Here is a 17,208-nt window from a genome sequence, read left to right as displayed (position 1 = left end):
ATACAATTAAATTTGATATGAATATTTAAAAAATTAAATACTAATTTAATACATTTGAAATAATTATGTGCGAGTTAGGAAAATAAAGTGCAAGATAGGAAATATTATTGAAAAGCATAATATAGGATGATATAATTAATATGACAAATTATAAATTTCTGTATTCAAAAAGGAGGTCATATTATGAAAAAAATAATAATAATTATGTTGATATCTACAATGTTGTTAAGTGGTGTGATTGTACCGATAACTGCTAATGCAGGTATCATAGAAGAGTCAAAATCACAGGAAATGACAACGAATTTAGACGAAGAAGAGCTTATCCCGTATATACATGATGATACCCAGAATTTTACTTATGATTGTGTATTAGTATGCCTAAAGAGAACGTTTGGTAGTCTTAATAAAGAATGGAAAATAAGTGATTTCACTGTAAGCAATCTTACAAATGTTGAAGATCTTACTCATATGGAAATGACTCCAGAAAGGCAGGCTAAATATCTTGAAGAGGTGGATTTTCATCAGATATTAAAATTTACATTAAAAGAACAGTCATATGATGCGGTTATGAAGGCGATTGAAGAATTTGAAAAGTGTGAAGGAATACTATCTGTTGGACCAAATTATATCCCTAATAGAAACGGTATACTTCAAGGCGATACAAACTGCGACGGTATAGTTGATATGGCAGATGTTGTTCTAATTATGCAGGCACTTGCAAATCCAAATAAATACGGTGAAAATGGTACGGCAGAAGTTCATCTTACAGCTCAGGGCAAAACTAACGCAGACATGGACTGCAACGGTCTTACAGTCGGCGATGCCCAGACGATACAGAATAAGCTGCTTGGTTTGTATGATACTGCTGATGTACAGATTGAAAAAACTATAGATTGGTATCATGGAAATCTTCCGTCAGGTGTATTTGAAAAATGCAGAGGAATTGGTAAAAACGCTGTTATTACAAATAAAGATGAATTGAAAGTATATATTGAACAGGTTGTTCCTGAAGAAGCGATTATAACTTATCTTGAAAAATATAATGATATTTTTTTCAAAGATAATGTCCTGCTTATTGATTCTGTAAACCAAACTCGAGGTGCAGTTATCGGTTACGCGTTTGATAGTGTTGAGATATCAGATGATGAAATAAATATCACAATAAAAAATATGTTAAGTTATGAAAAACCAGCAGCTGATTTGATGTCATTATGTATAGTTCAGGTGAATGTTCCAAAAACAACATATAATAATCAAACCGTCAACTGGAAAGTTTCAACGTAAAAGAGAGGACCTTTAGTGTATAACTCAAAAAACGTTAAGATTAGGTATAAAATAGTACAGTAGAAGATTATTTTACAGTACAGGGCAAAACTAACGCAAACATGGACGGCAATGGTCTTACAGTCGACGATGCTCAGGCAATACAGAAAATGCTCCTTGAACTTAATGAGTATAGGCATAGTTTAGCAGAAAAGCTCCGCAATTGCGGAGCTTTTCTGTTTTGACAAAAAACTAATTAGGAAAATTAGTTGCAAGTTAGGAAAATCTATTGATTTTAAACTTGAAAAATGCTACTATTACTTATAGAAAGTCATATAAGATTGGTTATGAGTAATTTCTATGATTGTAAAAAATAGAGTATTATTTAAATGAAAAATTGTTCGTGATAATATTTACGAAACAGGTGATATGCAGCAGTATATTAACACATCTAATTAGCTAAGAGAACAACAACGCCATTTCTTCAAGAGAAAAAAAGGAGTTGATTCTATGAAAAAAACAAAAATAATCGCAAATGTTCTTTCTTTTGTATTAGGTGTAACTTCATTGACAGGCATAAATATGACAGCATTCTCAGCTAATGATATAAATGAAATAATTTATTCAGGCGGAAATTGTGAAGACGGAGAAATGATAGTACCTGAAACTGAAGATGGTAAAACTGTCACGGAAGTATTTATTCAGTTCAATGATAATGTAAAGACATTAAAGATTCCTGCAACTGTAAATAAGGTGGACATCATCAAATGCCTGAATCTTGTAAAAATTGAGGTTTCCGAAGATAATCCGTATTTATGTACTGTAGACGGAGTTATATATAGCAAAGATATGAAAAAACTTGTATTTTATCCGTCATCAAAATCAGGAACAGAGTTTATCGTTCCTGATACAGTAGAAGTTATAGGTGAAGGCGCTTTCAACTATGCACAAAACCTTAAAACTGTAAAACTTCCTGATGGAGTGAAAATAATCAAAGATTCAGCATTCTTTGGTACTAAAATCACAGATTTTGAACTTCCTGAAACATTAACAGATATAGAACAATATGCTTTTTCAGAGAATAATTCTCTTACAAGCATTACTCTTCCTGCAAGTCTGAAACACGCTGAGTCACCATTTTTAGAGTGTGAAGCTTTGACTGAGATAGTAATACTTCATGAAATGCGTGATGAACATTTTGAATCATCAGGACCTCGTAACCCTGACGATGATTATTATATATGGCGGTCAGCGCACATCTTGCAGGTGTCAGCGTCTTCAAGAACCTGTTCTGGACAGGATATATAGAAATGATGTTTGTGAATGCAGGAGATTTCTTTTTTCTGGATGTTCTTGCGAGAATATATGTCATGGATAAAGGATTTATAAAAGGAGCAGAGGGGCATCCCGATTGGAAATGGAGCGGTTGGTGTAAGCTGGCAGTGCCTGAACACGGTCTTGTGTGGCCGCTGCTGTTCTGTCCGTTGGCAGGAATTATAGTTGCAGGTATCGGTGCTTATCATTGATGTGTGGAATTGAGTCAGTGATCTCAGGACTGCCTATTTGCAGGCATTTCTCTTTCTGGAAGTCATGAATATCTATGACGGTATTATAATTGATAAACTGTGGGTTGGACACAGCAAATTCCGGATCTTGAAAGGCACGGAGGATATCCCGTTCGTGCAGACTTGGACTCAAGTATTGAAAAAGCGTTCATTCCTTGCGTTGGTATGGGTGATCGGTGCGGCTATCGCCGCAGGAATTATGATTCTGCTTGCGAGAGTAATATAGCGAAATCAAAAAGTAAAAGGAGGTCAAAAGCATGAGATTTGATGAACATGATAAAGTAGTAAAAGCACCGAATGGACTGAACAATCCGCTTTACAAGCTGACAAAGGCTGTTGTAAAAGCAGCAAAAATAAAAAACAGTCTTATCGGTGCGAAAGAAGAAGTCCTTGAAAAAGCGGCTAAAATGAATGCCAAGAACCGCCATTTTATAATGCCGACCGATAACAAGGCACACTATACCGATCATCTGATACAGGGGCAGTATAACTGCGTTGAAATTAATATTGAGAAGACACGGCGCAAAAATGCGATACTCTTTGTGTTCGGTGGCGGAATGATACTCGGCTCTGATAAGGGCGATATCGGACTATCAAGAAAAATTGCAGAGAAAACAGGTTCAGATGTGTGGTTTCCCTATTATCCTCTTTGCCATGAGCATGATATGCTTGAAAATGTGCAGATGATATTTGAATGCTATGAGAAAATGCTTACATTCTACAAGCCCGAAAACATCGTATTTCTCGGCTTTTCATCGGGCGGTGCGCTGATACTCGACCTGATCACTTACATCAACGAGCTTAACGACAGCGGCAGAAATATTCCCATGCCCGGGTTATTGATACCCATATCGCCCGGAAGCGTTCCTGTTACCGAAGCGGAAAAAACAGCGATAAAGGCACTTGACAAAAGAGACATCATGATACCTGCGGAGTACATGTACACTGCCCGTGAGATCATGTGTCACGGCAGGGATATTCCCGAAATATACCTTGCGACCGCACACGGCGACTTCCGCAATGCTCCAATAACGCATTTTTATTACGGCAGTGCTGAAACGCTGTACGCCTTTGCGCCGAGTTATGCGGAGAGTTTCAGGAATGCAGGTGCAAAGTGCGTTATCCATGTGGGAAAAGGAATGCATCACTGTTATGCGCTTCAATACTTTATACCCGGCTGTAAGCCTGCATTTGACGAGATCATGGGACTGATAGATCATTATTTTAAGCATAAAAAAAGGAGTGTAATCAATGAGTGCAAATTATAAGAATTGGGTGCCGAATGGAATGATAACTGCGCTTACTGCCGGAACAGCGGTTCTCGGTGCAGGAACGGCAGCACTGATGTGTGCAAAAATTGATCCGAAAATGAAAAAGGCACTTGTCGCAACAGCAGGTGCAGGTACACTTGTGTGCGGTGCAATGACGGCTTGGAGCATATACGCTCACAGCAAATTCTCTTATGACGGTAAGCGTCAGCTTTCAAAAGAGATCGTTGAGGGTACTGCGGAATACATCACACTACCCGAAGGCGGGATAGGTCTTGACGTGGGCTGCGGAAGCGGTGCACTGACTATCGCTTGTGCAAAGCGTAATCCGCAGGGGCGAATGATCGGTATTGACCGCTGGGGCATGGAGTATGCTTCATTCAGTCAGCAGCTATGCGAGGACAACTCCGATGCAGAGGGCGTTCATAATATCGAGTTTCATCAGGGCGACGCCTGCAGGCTGGATTATCCTGATGAATATTTTGACGCAGTTACAAGCAACTATGTCTATCATAACATCACAGGTGTGAATAAACAGGAGCTTCTTCGTGAGACTCTGCGTGTACTGAAAAAAGGCGGTACATTTGCTATCCATGATATTATGTCAAAGGCTCGTTACGGCGATATGCAGCAGTTCATCAATGAGCTGTATGATGAAGGCTATGAAGTAGCAGAGCTTATCGACACAACAGACGGTATGTTTATGACAAAGGGCGAAGCTAAAGTTCTTGGCCTGAGCGGTTCGGCACTTCTTATTGGCAGAAAATGAACAGACAGATCATTACGGGACTTCTGATACCGTTTTTAGGAACATCACTTGGTTCTGCCTGTGTATTCTTCATGAGACACAGTCTGAGCAAACAGGTACAGCGTGCACTGACGGGATTTGCAGCAGGCGTGATGACAGCCGCCTCGATCTGGAGCCTTATCATACCTGCAATGGATATGGCGGAAGATAAAGGAAAACTCGCATTTCTTCCTGCGGTCATCGGGTTCTGGTGCGGAATATTATTTTTGCTTCTGCTCGATACCCTGATACCACACCTGCACATGAATGCAGAAAAGGCAGAGGGCGTTCCGTCAAGACTTGCACGAACAACAATGATGGTGCTTGCAGTCACGCTGCATAATATCCCCGAGGGAATGGCAGTCGGTATCGTATATGCAGGCTTTTTATCGGGTTCAGCCAAAATGTCAGCAGGAGGCGCATTTGCGCTTGCACTTGGCATTGCGATACAGAATTTCCCCGAAGGTGCTATAATATCCATGCCGCTGCATGCAGAGGGCAAAAGCAAAGGAAAAGCATTTGCGGACGGCGTACTTTCGGGAGCAGTTGAGCCGATCGGTGCAGCACTGACAATACTGTTTGCAGGGCTGTTCCTGCCTGCAATGCCGTATTTACTGAGCTTTGCGGCAGGCGCTATGATCTATGTTGTAGTGGAGGAACTGATACCCGAAATGTCGGAGGGAGAGCACTCCAATATCGGCGTGATCATGCTTTCGGTAGGGTTTACTCTGATGATGATACTTGATGTTGCGCTTGGGTAGGCGGAGCTGTGAAGAATGTCTGCCTGCACAGGAGTGATTCTGATTATTGGAGTATCCTTTGCTTCAAAGGCAGTATTACCACGCGGTTCAGGAAAGAATAAGTACAAAAAAACAGGGCAGGGAATAAATATCCCTGCCCTGTTTCTGTATGTTTGGGAGTATTAAATCGGAGTTATCTTTTTTATAAGCGGTATCATAATACCGCCTGCTGCATTGCCTGCCGCGACTGTCAGTATGTACGGTATATCCTCAGGAAAAGTTCCTGCCGAGAACATATAGAATGCGTCAGCAATTGAATGATTGAAGCCGCAGATTATGAATATCATCACAGGTATGGAAATTCCGAAAACCAAGGATATATCAGAATTCCTTTTTCTGCATTCCTTAGCGTTGTCCACTGCAAGATACATGAGCATTCCGCAGAATGCTCCGAGGATAAGCTGACTGACGATAAGAAATCACGAGATAGGCTTCATATTCCAGAACTATCACCTGATACCGACTTATAATGTAATGCAGAATATAATAATGCCGCTCCTTATGCGCGGACAGGACAGGAAGTCGGCTGAAAGGGACTGTCGTGATATCATAGATATGCTGGGACTTTCAGAGCGTATCCACCACAAGCCATCGGAGCTCTCGGGCGGTCAGCGTCAGAGAGTTGCCATAGCCCGTGCTCTGTGCAGCAAGCCGTCACTTCTCCTTGCAGATGAGCCAACAGGTGCTCTTGACCAGAGCAGCGGCACGGAGGTGCTGCGCTTGTTTACCAAGCTCCACGAAATGGGAAATACTATCGTTATGATAACTCATGACCTGAATGTAGCTAAATGGGCACAGAGAACTGTCCGTATCGTTGACGGAAAGATGTTTGAGGATGCGGCAAATTGAATTGCACCGAAAAATAGAAAAGCTGCGCAGACTATTCTGCGCAGCCTTATCTTATGATCTTCTTATTTATCGGTTCTTTCTGAATACAGGCGGACATTGTTATGGAATATCCGCGGATATGATCATTTTTTTACGTTGAATGCACCCATTTGCGGATAGCATGCAGAAGCGCCCAGCTGCTCCTCGATGCGGAGAAGCTGATTGTATTTTGCAACACGCTCCGAACGTGAGGGAGCTCCTGTCTTTATCTGGCAGGTGTTAAGTGCAACTGCAAGGTCTGCGATAGTGGTATCGGCGGTCTCACCCGAGCGGTGTGACGAGATAGCTGTATATCCGGCCTTGTGAGCCATTTTGATAGCTTCGAGAGTCTCTGAAACAGAGCCTATCTGATTGAGCTTGATGAGGATAGAATTTCCTGCGCCCAGAGAGATACCCTTTGCAAGACGCTCCGTATTTGTAACAAAAAGATCGTCGCCAACAAGCTGTACCTTATGACCTATCTTAGCTGTCATGCGCTGCCAGCCTTCCCAGTCCTCCTCGTCAAGACCGTCCTCGATAGAGATAATGGGGTACTTGTCAACAAGTGCTTCCCAGTGAGCGATAAGCTCATCGGAGGTGAACTCCTTGCCCGACTTTGGCTGCTTGTAGAAGCCCTTGCCCTTTTCGCTCTTCCACTCTGAGGAAGCAGCGTCCATAGCTATCATGAAGTCCTTGCCCGGCTCAAAGCCTGCTGCCTTTACAGCTTCCAGTATCTTCTCGATAGCTTCTTCATCGCTTGTGAGCTTGTTGGGAGCAAAGCCGCCCTCGTCGCCTACAGCTGTAACGTCGCCCATATCCTTGAGCAGCTTTTTCAGCGCGTGGAACACCTCAGCGCACCAGCGGAGAGCTTCCTTGAAGGTGGGAGCTCCAACAGGCATTATCATGAATTCCTGAGTGTCAACAGCGCTGTCAGCGTGAGCTCCGCCGTTGAGGATATTCATCATTGGTACAGGGAGCTTAGTGCCCTGGATTCCGCCGAGAAAACGGTAAAGGGGAATATCAAGTGATGCTGCAGCTGCTCTTGCACAGGCGATAGATACAGCAAGGATAGCGTTTGCACCCAGCTTTGACTTGTCCTTTGTGCCGTCAGCCTTTATCATAGCTGCATCAATGGCGTAAATGTCGGAGGCATCCATGCCTGTGATAGTCTCGGCAATAACAGTATTGATGTTATTGACAGCCTTTGTTACGCCCTTTCCAAGATAGCGTTCACCGCCGTCACGGAGCTCCAGTGCTTCAAATTCACCTGTTGAAGCACCGCTGGGAGCGGTTCCTCTTGCAACTGTGCCGTCAGCGAGAGTTATCTCGGCTTCAACGGTAGGGTTTCCGCGAGAGTCCAGTATCTCACGTCCGACAACCTTTTCGATTTCTAAATAGTCCATAGTATTCTCCTGTTATAATATATTTAATGTGACTGCTCACATTATTGACGGTGCAGGCTCAGATATACAGAATATCGCACTTATTCTGAAACCGAAAGGAGCCTGCTGTAATGATTTATTCTGTTAGAACTAACTAACAATATGATTATAGCATCACGCAGGAATGATGTCAATTATTTTAATGACTATTTGTATCTACTAACAATTTATTTGTTAGCAAGTGATAATATTATGTTATTGTATACAAACTTTGATGGCACCTGTTTTTAAATCATTGACAAATCATAGCAGAGGTGATATCATTTAATCGTTATAAAGCACTAACGTATTAAATTGATTTCGCATTACTATATTATAATAAAAAATATGGATCGGAAGGGTGAGAAAATGATGCCGCTAAGTTTAGCAGAACCTGAAAAGGAGCTGACTATCAAGAAGCTGGGAGGAAGTCCCGAAGTACGTCAGCACCTTGAAAATCTTGGATTTACCGTGGGCGGAACAGTCAAGCTCATAAATGTGCTTGGCGAAAATGTCATTGTCAAGGTCAAGGAGTCGCGTATTGCGATCGGTGCGGATATGGCACGTAGAATAATGGTCTGATAGGAGTGAGTATAATGAAAACGCTTAGAGAAACGGCTGTTGGTTCGACTGCAAAGGTAAGGAAGCTTCACGGAGAGGGAGCCATAAAGCGCCGCATAATGGATATGGGACTTACAAAGGGCACAGAGGTATTTGTCCGTAAGGTAGCACCTCTCGGCGATCCCATTGAAATAAAGGTGCGCGGATATGAGCTTTCACTGCGCAAGGCTGATGCTGAACTTATTGAGGTCGAATAAGAGAGCAGGGAACGCTTCGGCGTTCCGTATATTTTGAAAAACTGTTAGTTTTAAATAACTTGAAAGGAAGAGAAAAATGGAACTGCGAATAGCACTTGCAGGCAACCCAAATGCCGGCAAGACCACCCTGTTCAATGCGTTAACAGGCTCTAACCAGTTCGTAGGAAACTGGCCCGGAGTTACTGTTGAAAAGAAGGAGGGCAAGCTGAAAAAGCACAGTGATGTCATCATCACCGACCTGCCCGGAATTTATTCACTGTCACCCTATACTCTTGAAGAAGTCGTTGCAAGAAACTACCTTATCGAAACCAGACCCGACGCTATACTCAATATCATAGACGGCACAAACCTTGAAAGAAACCTTTACCTCACAACTCAGCTTGTGGAGCTCGGAATACCCGTGGTCCTTGTCATAAATATGATGGACGTTGTAAAGAAAAACGGGGACAAGATCAAGCTCGACGAGCTTTCAAAGCGTCTGGGATGTAAGATAGTTGAGATATCCGCGCTGAAAGGCACGGGAGTTGACGAAGCAGCGGAGGCGGCTATAAACGCTGCAAAAAACAGCAAAACTATCCCGCAGCACACATTCAGCGGTCCTGTTGAACACGCTATCGCTCATATCGAGGAGGCTGTTCTTCACGATATGCCCGAGGAGCAGCAGCGCTGGTATGCTATCAAGGTTTTCGAGCGCGATGAAAAGGTGCTTGAAAAGCTGAATATCCCCGAGAGCACACTGAAGCACATCGAAGAGGACATAGCTGCTGCGGAAAAGGAGCTTGACGACGACGCTGAGAGCATCATCACAAACGAGCGCTACATCTACATAGCTGATGTCATCAAGGCTTCATACAGAAAGAAAAACGCAGGAAGTCTTACAGCTTCCGATAAGATAGACAAGATTGTTACAAACCGCTGGCTGGGACTTCCTATCTTTGCGGTCATTATGACGCTGGTTTATCTCATCGCAATGAAAGGTCCGGGTGCTTGGGCTACTGACTGGACCAATGATAACCTCTTCAGCGACGGCTTCCACCTCTTTGGTATCGGTTCGTCGGACTACAGCGAGATCGCTGATGAATACGCAGGCGCACAGCAGATAATCGACGGCTATGACGCTTACGTTGAGGAAAACGGTGAAGCTCCCGAGGGCGAGTTCACTTACTCTGTTGAGGACGAGGAAACTCTTGAAACAACAGACGAAACAGCTACTATCGAGGATTACAATGAAGCTCTTGCAACTGTTGAGCGTATCGGCGAAGAGCCCGATCCTGCTGACTATGGCGTGTTCGTACCCAGTGTCCCTGCGCTTGCAGAGAGCGGTCTTGACAAGATAGGCGCATCCGACTGGCTGAAAGGTCTCATCATTGACGGTATCATCGCAGGTGTGGGAGCAGTTCTCGGATTCGTTCCCCAGATGTTAGTGCTGTTCTTCCTGCTTGCTTTCCTTGAAGCCTGCGGCTATATGGCACGTATCGCATTTGTACTCGACCGTGTGTTCAGAAAGTTCGGCCTCTCGGGCAAGTCCTTCATTCCTATGCTCGTAGGCGTAGGCTGTGGAGTTCCCGGTATCATGGCTTCCAGAACTATCGAAAACGAGCGCGACAGACGTATGACCATAATCACTACCACCTTCATTCCATGCGGCGCTAAGGTACCTTTTATCGCTATGATCGCAGGTGCTATCTTCGGCGGTTCGTGGATAATATCTGTATCGGCTTACTTCATCGGTATGGCTGCTATCATCGTATCGGGAATCATGCTGAAAAAGACAGCAATGTTCTCGGGCGAGCCTGCACCGTTCGTTATGGAGCTCCCTGCATATCATATGCCTACACTCAGCAATGTGCTCCGCTCAATGTGGGAGCGCGGCTGGTCGTTCATCAAAAAGGCAGGCTCTATCATACTTATCTCAACTATCATCATCTGGTTCCTGTCACGCTTCGGAACAGTGGACGGCAGCTTCACAATGCTTGAGGAGGATCAGCTTGACAGCTCTCTCCTTGCAGGCTTCGGCTCACTTATCGCGTGGATATTCTCGCCTCTTGGCTGGGGCAACTGGCAGGCAGCCGTTGCTTCTATCACAGGACTTGTGGCAAAGGAGAACATCGTTGGAACTATGGGTGTTCTTTACGGCGGCGGAGACGGCACTGTATGGCAGACCCTTGCTTCAAAGTTCACTGGCATCACAGGCTTCTCGTTCCTTGTGTTCAATCTCCTCTGCGCACCTTGCTTCGCAGCTATCGGTGCTATCAAGCGTGAGATGAACAACGCCAAGTGGACAGCATTTGCTATAACCTATCAGTGCTGCTTTGCTTATGCTATCGCACTTATGATAACACAGTTCGGCGGACTTTTCACAGGTGAGTCAAACGTTATCGGCGTTATCGCAGCAGCTCTGATACTTGCATTCATGTGCTATATGCTCTTTGTGAAGAAGTATCACGAGGCTTCAAAGCTCAAGGGCAACGTAAAGGTAAAAGCATAAAGGAGTGGTAATATGCTCGCATGGCTGGCTGAAAATCTGGGAACAATAATCGTATCGCTGATACTTATTGCAGTTGTATCCCTTATCGTTGTAAAAATGATAAAGGATAAGAAAAGCGGCAAGGGTTCTTGCGGCTGCGGCTGCGAGCACTGTGCAATGCACGGAAAATGCCATAACAAATAAACATCAACATACATAATAACGGGGCGGTGGATCCATCGCCCCATACAAAAGCACACCAATTAGCACAAACTAACAATAAGGAGGAATTATGAGCATAGTTATCGTTGGCGGCAATGACCGCATGGCAACACGTTATCAGGATATCTGCAAATCTTTCAATCACAAGTCCAAGGTCTTCACTCAAATGCCTGCGGACTTCGAGAACAAGCTTGGTACTCCTGATCTTATGGTAGTTTTCACAGGGACCTGTTCCCATAAAATGCTTGGAGCTGTAAAGAAAAGCTCCGAGAAAAACGGCGTGCCTGTTGAGCATGTTCACAGCTCCAGCGTGAGTGCGCTGAAGCAGCTTCTTACTGATATCAAGGGGAAAAAATATGTCCGAAGTTGAGCGCAGAAGTATTGACAGTGATCTTGCCTTTCACAGTGCTCCCACTCTTCTGGGAGTAAAATGCGCAAACCTTATTTCCTTTGATATGTGCGAGGGAACTATTGCGGAATATCTGCACGAATTTGCTGATAAGCTGTCCGAGAACGGACTTGCGGCAATACAGCTGTGCGAGTGCCGCAAGCGCACACTTGTCTATATCTACAACGTTAAAATGCTGACTGCATGGCTCAGTATGCCAAAGGTCAGGCAATTCCTTTCAGAGTACGGCTATACCTGCGATATGAGCCTTGAACAAAAGCTCCGCAGGCTATCCTGCCGTATAAGCTGCGGCAGCTTTCCCCATGAGATAGGGGCGTTTCTCGGCTATCCCGTTGAGGATATCCGCGGCTTTATCAGTAACGGCGGAAAGAACTGTCTGCTGTGCGGCTACTGGAAGGTCTACGAAAATGCCGAAAAAGCACGGCAGACATTTAAAACCTACGATCGCTGCAGGAGTATCCTGTTCGATAGATTAAAAATCGGTCTGGACTTGTTTCAGGCTATTTCCAAGGAGGAAAATATATGAAAACAGCAGTAATTTATTGGAGCGGCACAGGCAACACCGAGGCTTTGGCCAAGGCAGCTGCCGAGGGCGCAAACGCAGAGCTTTTTGAGGTATCGGATTTCAAGGGCAATGCAGCAGACTATGAGGCATTTGCATTCGGCTGCCCTGCAATGGGAGCAGAGGTCCTTGAGGAAGACACATTCGAGCCTTTCTTCACAGATATCGAGGGCTCCCTCAGCGGCAAAAAGGTGCTTCTCTTCGGCTCATACGGCTGGGGCGACGGCGAGTGGATGCGCAACTGGTATGACCGTACAAAGGCAGCAGGTGCAGAGCTTATCGGCGACGAGGGCTTCATCGTTAACGAAGCTCCTTCCGATGACGACCTTGCTAAGCTGAAAGAGCTTGCTTCACAGCTTGCATAAGGAGATACCGAAATGAAGAAGATAACATCATTTTTATGCGCCGCAGCCTGCTTTGCAGCTGCTGCAGTTCCGTTTTCGGCAAACGCTGCCGACGGGGACAAGGTATACGGCACAATGAATATCCCATACGCTGATTTCTACGCAGCAGAGCTTAATAACAGCGTACCTGTTGACGCCGTTTCTTCTGCGACCACAAACAAGTGGAAGGGCAACTCTACAGGAAGCATGGGCGATGACGGAAAGTGGCAGAACGGCGGTCTTGCAGCAGGGACCTTCAATGCTGAGACCGAAAACGGCGGCGGAAAGATTCTGGGCGTTACATACCCCGTTGAGATAGCAAAGGCTGACATTGACAAGCTCAGCGACAAGATGAACTTTACGGAGCTCTCCGAGAAGCCAAAGGCATACAAGCCTGTTACAGTTGACGACGGCAAGGCAACATTCGGAAAACTTGTTGACACCGACGGTGAGGAAGCTCTCAGCGGTGAGATGACAGTGTCCAGCCTTACAAGCTGGGGCGACTATCAGATAAATGTCAAGGGCTATCCCACAAACTGCGATATCTACGGCGTTATCGTCAAGACCAAGGAGGGTACGGACTACGGTATGCGTGCTCTCGAGAATATCTGGCGCAACGGACAGATAGCATGGGGCGCAGGCGTCAAGGAAAAGGAGCCTCACGGCAATACCCTCTCCTCAGAGCACTATAAGACCTCTGCGGGACAGACTGTTACTGAGGTAACATTCATTACTCTTAACGGCTACAGCACACTTTCGGGACAGAACGGATATCTGCCCATAAAGTTTGCTGACAGTATCACAGTTGAGAACGGCAAGTCGGGCAAGGGCTCTGTTACATTTGATAATTCATCATTCCCTGCTGATTACAAGGCAAAAGGCGAGGTAGCAGACGGCTTTACCGTATCGGGAAATACTGTAAGCTACAATAACGCACAGCCGGGTAATTACACACTTACTGTTTCCGATGAGGGCGGCAAATATTCCGACGTAAGAGGAAGCTTTACACTTACTACAGACACTATCCCTGTAAAGTATTCCGACGGAAAGCTTGTGGCAGCTGACGGAACTTCTCTCACAGACGCTGCAAACTATCTCAAGAACATCTCCGCAGTAACAGTGGGCGACAAGAGATATGCTACAGGCAGACGAGGAGTTACAGTAATCGACTCCCAGACAGGCGAGATAAAGCTTGACGCCAAGTCCGGTGAGGAAAATGTATTCGACGGCTCGGGCAAGTACAAGCTCACAGTTGAAGCTACGGGATATGAGAAAAATTATGAGTTCGAGATAAACGATCAGGCTGCTGTTACAACTACAACAGGCACAGCTACCACCACAAAAAGCTCAGCAACAACGACTAAAACTGCAACTACGACAAAGAAAGCAACTACAGCTGCAAAGTCAGACAGTCCTAAGACTGGCGTAAACGGCGCAGCTCTGCCGGTTACATTCCTTGCACTTGCAGGAGCTTCTGCATTTGCATTCAGAAAAAAGAGATCCTGATAAACTCTCCAATAAATTATGACCTCTGCGGCTTACCTGCTGCACTCATATAGAAACATGTATTTATTTATGGGTGGAAACCTTTCTGAGGAAAGGTCCTCTCAAAAATAAGTATAAAATTCTATATAAGTACAGCGGCTATAATGCAGAGGTCAGATACTGTAAAGAGGTATATTTATGTTATTTTTGATCGCAATTTCAATAGCGGTTCTTATTGCTTTTTGCCTTGACAAGCCGCTGAAAAAATGTCCTGCGGCATTCTATATCACGGCAGCTGTGCTGACTGTGGCTTCAATAATGGCAACAAAGTCTGATATGACAATTTCAAGCAGATTTGTCCGCGATTATGTATTGGGGATATTTTCCCGCGGAGCTCTCGGAACCGCGTTCTGGGCAGTTGTCATGTGGGCAGGAGCTCTGCCCAACGGTTCGGCTCCCATAAAGAAGCTCATGCCCATACGCGGTGAGCTGTCCATAACAGCGGCTATACTTACGTTTTCGCATATCATCACATACGGTATGACGTACATAACCAATCTCATCAAGGGCAGAACGGGCTCGGATTTTGTCATCACAAGCATCGTATGTCTTGCAATGGTGCTCATCATGACGCCGCTGACCGTAATGTCATTCAAGAAGATACGCAAAAAGATGAATGCCAAAACATGGAAGAAGATACAGCGGCTCGCATATATTTTCTACGCTCTTATCTACGTCCATATCCTTGTACTGTTCGTGCCGAAGGCTCAGAAGGGCAGGGAGGGCTATTTCCTCAGTATACTTGTATACAGCGCAGTTTTTGTCGGCTATGCGGTAATGCGTATCAGGAAGTACTACATTGCAAGTAAAAAGCCTGAAAATAAGCTCGTTCCCAACACTGTATGTGTCTGTGCTTTTGCTCTGCCTGTTGCTCTTGCAGGAGCTGTCTCCCGCGGTACAGCTTCACAGTCTGCGAAGCCTTCGGGCGTTGTGGAGGAAAAGGCTGCCACCTTTACTTTTTCTGCTGAAACTACAGCAGTCACGGAAGCTGCTGCAACTACTGCCAGGGACGGCAAAAAGTCCTCCGAGACCACAGCTGTCACGACCTCGGAAACTACTGCCACAGAGGCTGTAACTTCCAATAAAAAGGACGAAAAGAAATCTTCAGATGATGAGGAAAAGCAGGAAGAACAGGAGCATAACGACGAGCCCGAACAGGAAAACCATGAGGATACTCCTGCTGCCGAGCCTCAGCCGACATATAAGTACCGCAGCGGTGAATATGAGGGAGAAGCTGAGGGCTACGCAGGAAAGGTCCACGTAAAGCTTACCATAGAAAACGACGCCATAACAAGTATTTCAGCGTGGGCTGACGATGACGATCCCGAGTACTTCGGAGACGCCATGAACACTGTTATCCCGCAGATAGGCGCAAAGGTCAGCGCCGACGGCATAGATGCCTGCTCGGGAGCTACCTACAGCTCCAACGGTATAATCGAAGCCGCACGCAGGGCTCTGGAACAGGCGATGAACTGACATGAAACGAGAGATACAGCTATTTCCCGATATAAGGCTTATTTACGGTGCGATTCCTGATATTGCAGACGAAGATATTCTTGAGATAAGCTGCTGCATGAAAGGTGTCTGTGAGTATAGGAAAGGCAGTGACTACTATTACCTGACAAGTAAGAGCTGCATGATACTGCGGCATGATGCAGGATCGGAATGTCGTACTTCTTATTCGCCGAACTATTGCGGAATTTCAATTCTTATAGACTCGCGCTGCAGGAGCACAGGCTTTGCGGATATACTGGATATGTCGTCGGTAATGAAAAGCATAGGCTCAAATGAGCAGTGCGTACTGACATCGTCGGAAAAAATACAAAAGCTTTTTTCTGAGATCTGCAGCGAGATCAGTGAGCCAAAGACTTCAATGCTGAGAATAAAAACACTTGAACTGCTTATGCTGCTCAGTGAGCAAAAAACAGTCAGCCGCGACCAGCAGGCGCTTATAAAACAGGTTGGTGCTTTTATATGCCGCAATGCAGCGGATCACTATACTATCTCAGAGCTTTCGGAGATGTTCAGGCTCAATCAGACCACGCTGAAAGAGCAGTTCAGACAGACCTTTGGCTGCCCTGTGTATTCCTATGCAAAAAGCAGAAAGATGTTCCGCGCAGCCGAGCTTATCAGCACTTCCCATATGCGGATAATAGATATTGCCGAGGAAGTGGGCTACTGCAATGCAAGCAAGTTTTCAAGCGCATTCCGTGAAGTAATGGGAGTCAATCCAAAATATTACCAAACGGAGCATAACAAGCTCCGCACTCAGAAAAGCTGCTTTATATCGGAGAATTTCACCTATTAGTACCGTATACCAACTTTTTCTGTTCGGAGCGGAAAGGGCGTATTATATATGGTATCATATTTATAACGAAACAAAACCTTTCGACTTTTTTACTGAGGTGATCTTATGAAATTCAATGATATCCCATGGAAAAAAATAGGCCTTTTTGCAGGCGGAGTTCTTTTCGGTACAGCAGGTATCAGAGTGCTGTCCAGCAAGGACGCAAAGAAGTGCTATACACAGGCAACTGCGGCTGTACTTCGAGCTAAGACAGACGTTATGGCTACTGCTTCAAAGGTGCGTGAGAACTGCGACGATATACTCGCTGACGCAAAGGAAATAAACGAGCAGAGAGCAATAGAGGAAGAAGCTGCCGTTATCGCAGATGAGTGCGAGGAAATAGCAGATACAAGTGAAAACTAAGCAAAAACAGACCGATAAGTTGGCTTCTGTTGGCAAAAAGCGGGTTACCGAGTCTAAAAAATGGGCTCGGTAATTTTATGCCGCGAGCCGCCGGAGGAGGCTCCTCTCCGACCTGTTTTTG

The 17,208-nt window shown here is 45.1% G+C and carries 20 protein-coding genes; 18 read left to right on the top strand and 2 right to left on the bottom strand.

All coding sequences use genetic code 11. The features are described from left to right. Positions 1 to 183 precede the first annotated feature (183 nt). The 6 genes from N774_RS0107270 (at position 184) to N774_RS0107240 (ending at position 5,644) form a co-directional block, all read left to right on the top strand. Positions 184 to 1,284 (top strand): dockerin type I repeat-containing protein, encoded by a 1,101-nt coding sequence (locus tag N774_RS0107270; RefSeq protein WP_024860605.1) that lies wholly within the window; start codon positions 184 to 186, stop codon positions 1,282 to 1,284. Between the two features lie 489 nt (positions 1,285 to 1,773). Beyond that, positions 1,774 to 2,571, top strand: coding sequence for a leucine-rich repeat domain-containing protein (locus tag N774_RS0107265; protein WP_024860604.1), 798 nt, complete (start codon positions 1,774 to 1,776; stop codon positions 2,569 to 2,571). A 2-nt stretch (positions 2,572 to 2,573) separates the two neighbouring features. Further along, positions 2,574 to 2,789, top strand: coding sequence for a hypothetical protein (locus N774_RS0107260; RefSeq protein WP_242836589.1), 216 nt, complete (start codon positions 2,574 to 2,576; stop codon positions 2,787 to 2,789). 296 nt (positions 2,790 to 3,085) lie between these two features. Next, a complete protein-coding gene (locus tag N774_RS0107250; protein ID WP_024860602.1) occupies positions 3,086 to 4,096 on the top strand; it encodes an alpha/beta hydrolase in 1,011 nt (336 codons plus the stop codon). Further along, positions 4,080 to 4,865, top strand: a complete 786-nt coding sequence (locus N774_RS0107245) for a class I SAM-dependent methyltransferase (RefSeq protein WP_024860601.1) — start codon at positions 4,080 to 4,082, stop codon at positions 4,863 to 4,865. The genes N774_RS0107250 and N774_RS0107245 overlap by 17 nt, the downstream gene beginning before the upstream one ends. Further along, a complete protein-coding gene (locus N774_RS0107240; RefSeq protein WP_024860600.1) occupies positions 4,862 to 5,644 on the top strand; it encodes a ZIP family metal transporter in 783 nt (260 codons plus the stop codon). Before N774_RS0107245 ends, N774_RS0107240 begins: the two co-directional genes overlap by 4 nt. 161 nt (positions 5,645 to 5,805) lie before the next feature. On the opposite strand, the gene N774_RS0107230 is transcribed toward N774_RS0107240, so the two are convergent. Further along, the gene (locus N774_RS0107230; protein WP_347496231.1) at positions 5,806 to 6,081 is read right to left on the bottom strand and encodes a formate/nitrite transporter family protein; all 276 of its coding nucleotides are present in this window, start codon (positions 6,079 to 6,081) and stop codon (positions 5,806 to 5,808) included. Between the two features lie 7 nt (positions 6,082 to 6,088). On the opposite strand from N774_RS0107230, the gene N774_RS0107225 reads away from it, so the two are divergent. Further along, entirely contained in the window at positions 6,089 to 6,532 is a 444-nt protein-coding gene (locus tag N774_RS0107225; RefSeq protein ID WP_080770453.1) for an ATP-binding cassette domain-containing protein, read from the top strand. Positions 6,533 to 6,654: 122 nt separating this feature from the next. On the opposite strand, the gene eno is transcribed toward N774_RS0107225, so the two are convergent. Then, positions 6,655 to 7,953 (bottom strand): phosphopyruvate hydratase, encoded by a 1,299-nt coding sequence (gene eno, locus N774_RS0107220; protein WP_024860597.1) that lies wholly within the window; start codon positions 7,951 to 7,953, stop codon positions 6,655 to 6,657. Positions 7,954 to 8,343: 390 nt separating this feature from the next. Between eno and N774_RS0107215 the strand changes: the two genes are divergently transcribed. From N774_RS0107215 to N774_RS0107165, 11 genes are all read left to right on the top strand, one after another. After that, positions 8,344 to 8,553, top strand: coding sequence for a FeoA family protein (locus N774_RS0107215; RefSeq protein ID WP_431767931.1), 210 nt, complete (start codon positions 8,344 to 8,346; stop codon positions 8,551 to 8,553). A 14-nt stretch (positions 8,554 to 8,567) separates the two neighbouring features. Then, positions 8,568 to 8,789: a FeoA family protein gene (locus N774_RS0107210; protein WP_024860595.1), complete on the top strand. Its 222-nt coding sequence runs from the start codon at positions 8,568 to 8,570 to the stop codon at positions 8,787 to 8,789. 76 nt (positions 8,790 to 8,865) lie between these two features. Next, positions 8,866 to 11,277: a ferrous iron transport protein B gene (gene feoB / locus N774_RS0107205; protein WP_024860594.1), complete on the top strand. Its 2,412-nt coding sequence runs from the start codon at positions 8,866 to 8,868 to the stop codon at positions 11,275 to 11,277. A gap of 12 nt (positions 11,278 to 11,289) precedes the next feature. After that, complete coding sequence (locus tag N774_RS18765) at positions 11,290 to 11,460, top strand: FeoB-associated Cys-rich membrane protein (RefSeq protein WP_080770452.1); 171 nt, start codon at positions 11,290 to 11,292, stop codon at positions 11,458 to 11,460. A gap of 88 nt (positions 11,461 to 11,548) precedes the next feature. Beyond that, entirely contained in the window at positions 11,549 to 11,848 is a 300-nt protein-coding gene (locus N774_RS0107195) for a DUF2325 domain-containing protein (protein WP_024860593.1), read from the top strand. Continuing rightward, positions 11,835 to 12,413 (top strand): DUF3793 family protein, encoded by a 579-nt coding sequence (locus tag N774_RS0107190; protein WP_024860592.1) that lies wholly within the window; start codon positions 11,835 to 11,837, stop codon positions 12,411 to 12,413. Before N774_RS0107195 ends, N774_RS0107190 begins: the two co-directional genes overlap by 14 nt. After that, positions 12,410 to 12,814: a flavodoxin gene (locus N774_RS0107185; protein WP_024860591.1), complete on the top strand. Its 405-nt coding sequence runs from the start codon at positions 12,410 to 12,412 to the stop codon at positions 12,812 to 12,814. The genes N774_RS0107190 and N774_RS0107185 overlap by 4 nt, the downstream gene beginning before the upstream one ends. Positions 12,815 to 12,826: 12 nt before the next feature. Further along, positions 12,827 to 14,338, top strand: a complete 1,512-nt coding sequence (locus N774_RS0107180) for a hemoblobin-interacting domain-containing protein (protein ID WP_024860590.1) — start codon at positions 12,827 to 12,829, stop codon at positions 14,336 to 14,338. A gap of 177 nt (positions 14,339 to 14,515) precedes the next feature. Then, complete coding sequence (locus N774_RS0107175) at positions 14,516 to 15,853, top strand: FMN-binding protein (RefSeq protein ID WP_024860589.1); 1,338 nt, start codon at positions 14,516 to 14,518, stop codon at positions 15,851 to 15,853. 1 nt (position 15,854) lies between these two features. Next, complete coding sequence (locus N774_RS0107170) at positions 15,855 to 16,685, top strand: helix-turn-helix domain-containing protein (RefSeq protein ID WP_024860588.1); 831 nt, start codon at positions 15,855 to 15,857, stop codon at positions 16,683 to 16,685. A 105-nt stretch (positions 16,686 to 16,790) separates the two neighbouring features. Further along, positions 16,791 to 17,087 carry a DUF6110 family protein gene (locus N774_RS0107165; protein ID WP_024860587.1) on the top strand — a complete coding sequence of 99 codons (297 nt, stop codon included), beginning with the start codon at positions 16,791 to 16,793 and terminating at the stop codon, positions 17,085 to 17,087. The last annotated feature ends 121 nt before the right edge of the window (positions 17,088 to 17,208 follow it).

This window comes from Ruminococcus flavefaciens AE3010 (assembly GCF_000526795.1).
GTDB classification, from domain to species: domain Bacteria; phylum Bacillota; class Clostridia; order Oscillospirales; family Ruminococcaceae; genus Ruminococcus; species Ruminococcus flavefaciens_D.
The sequence above is the reverse complement of the archived record's forward strand: the minus strand, read 5'-3'. Positions and strand labels throughout refer to the sequence as shown.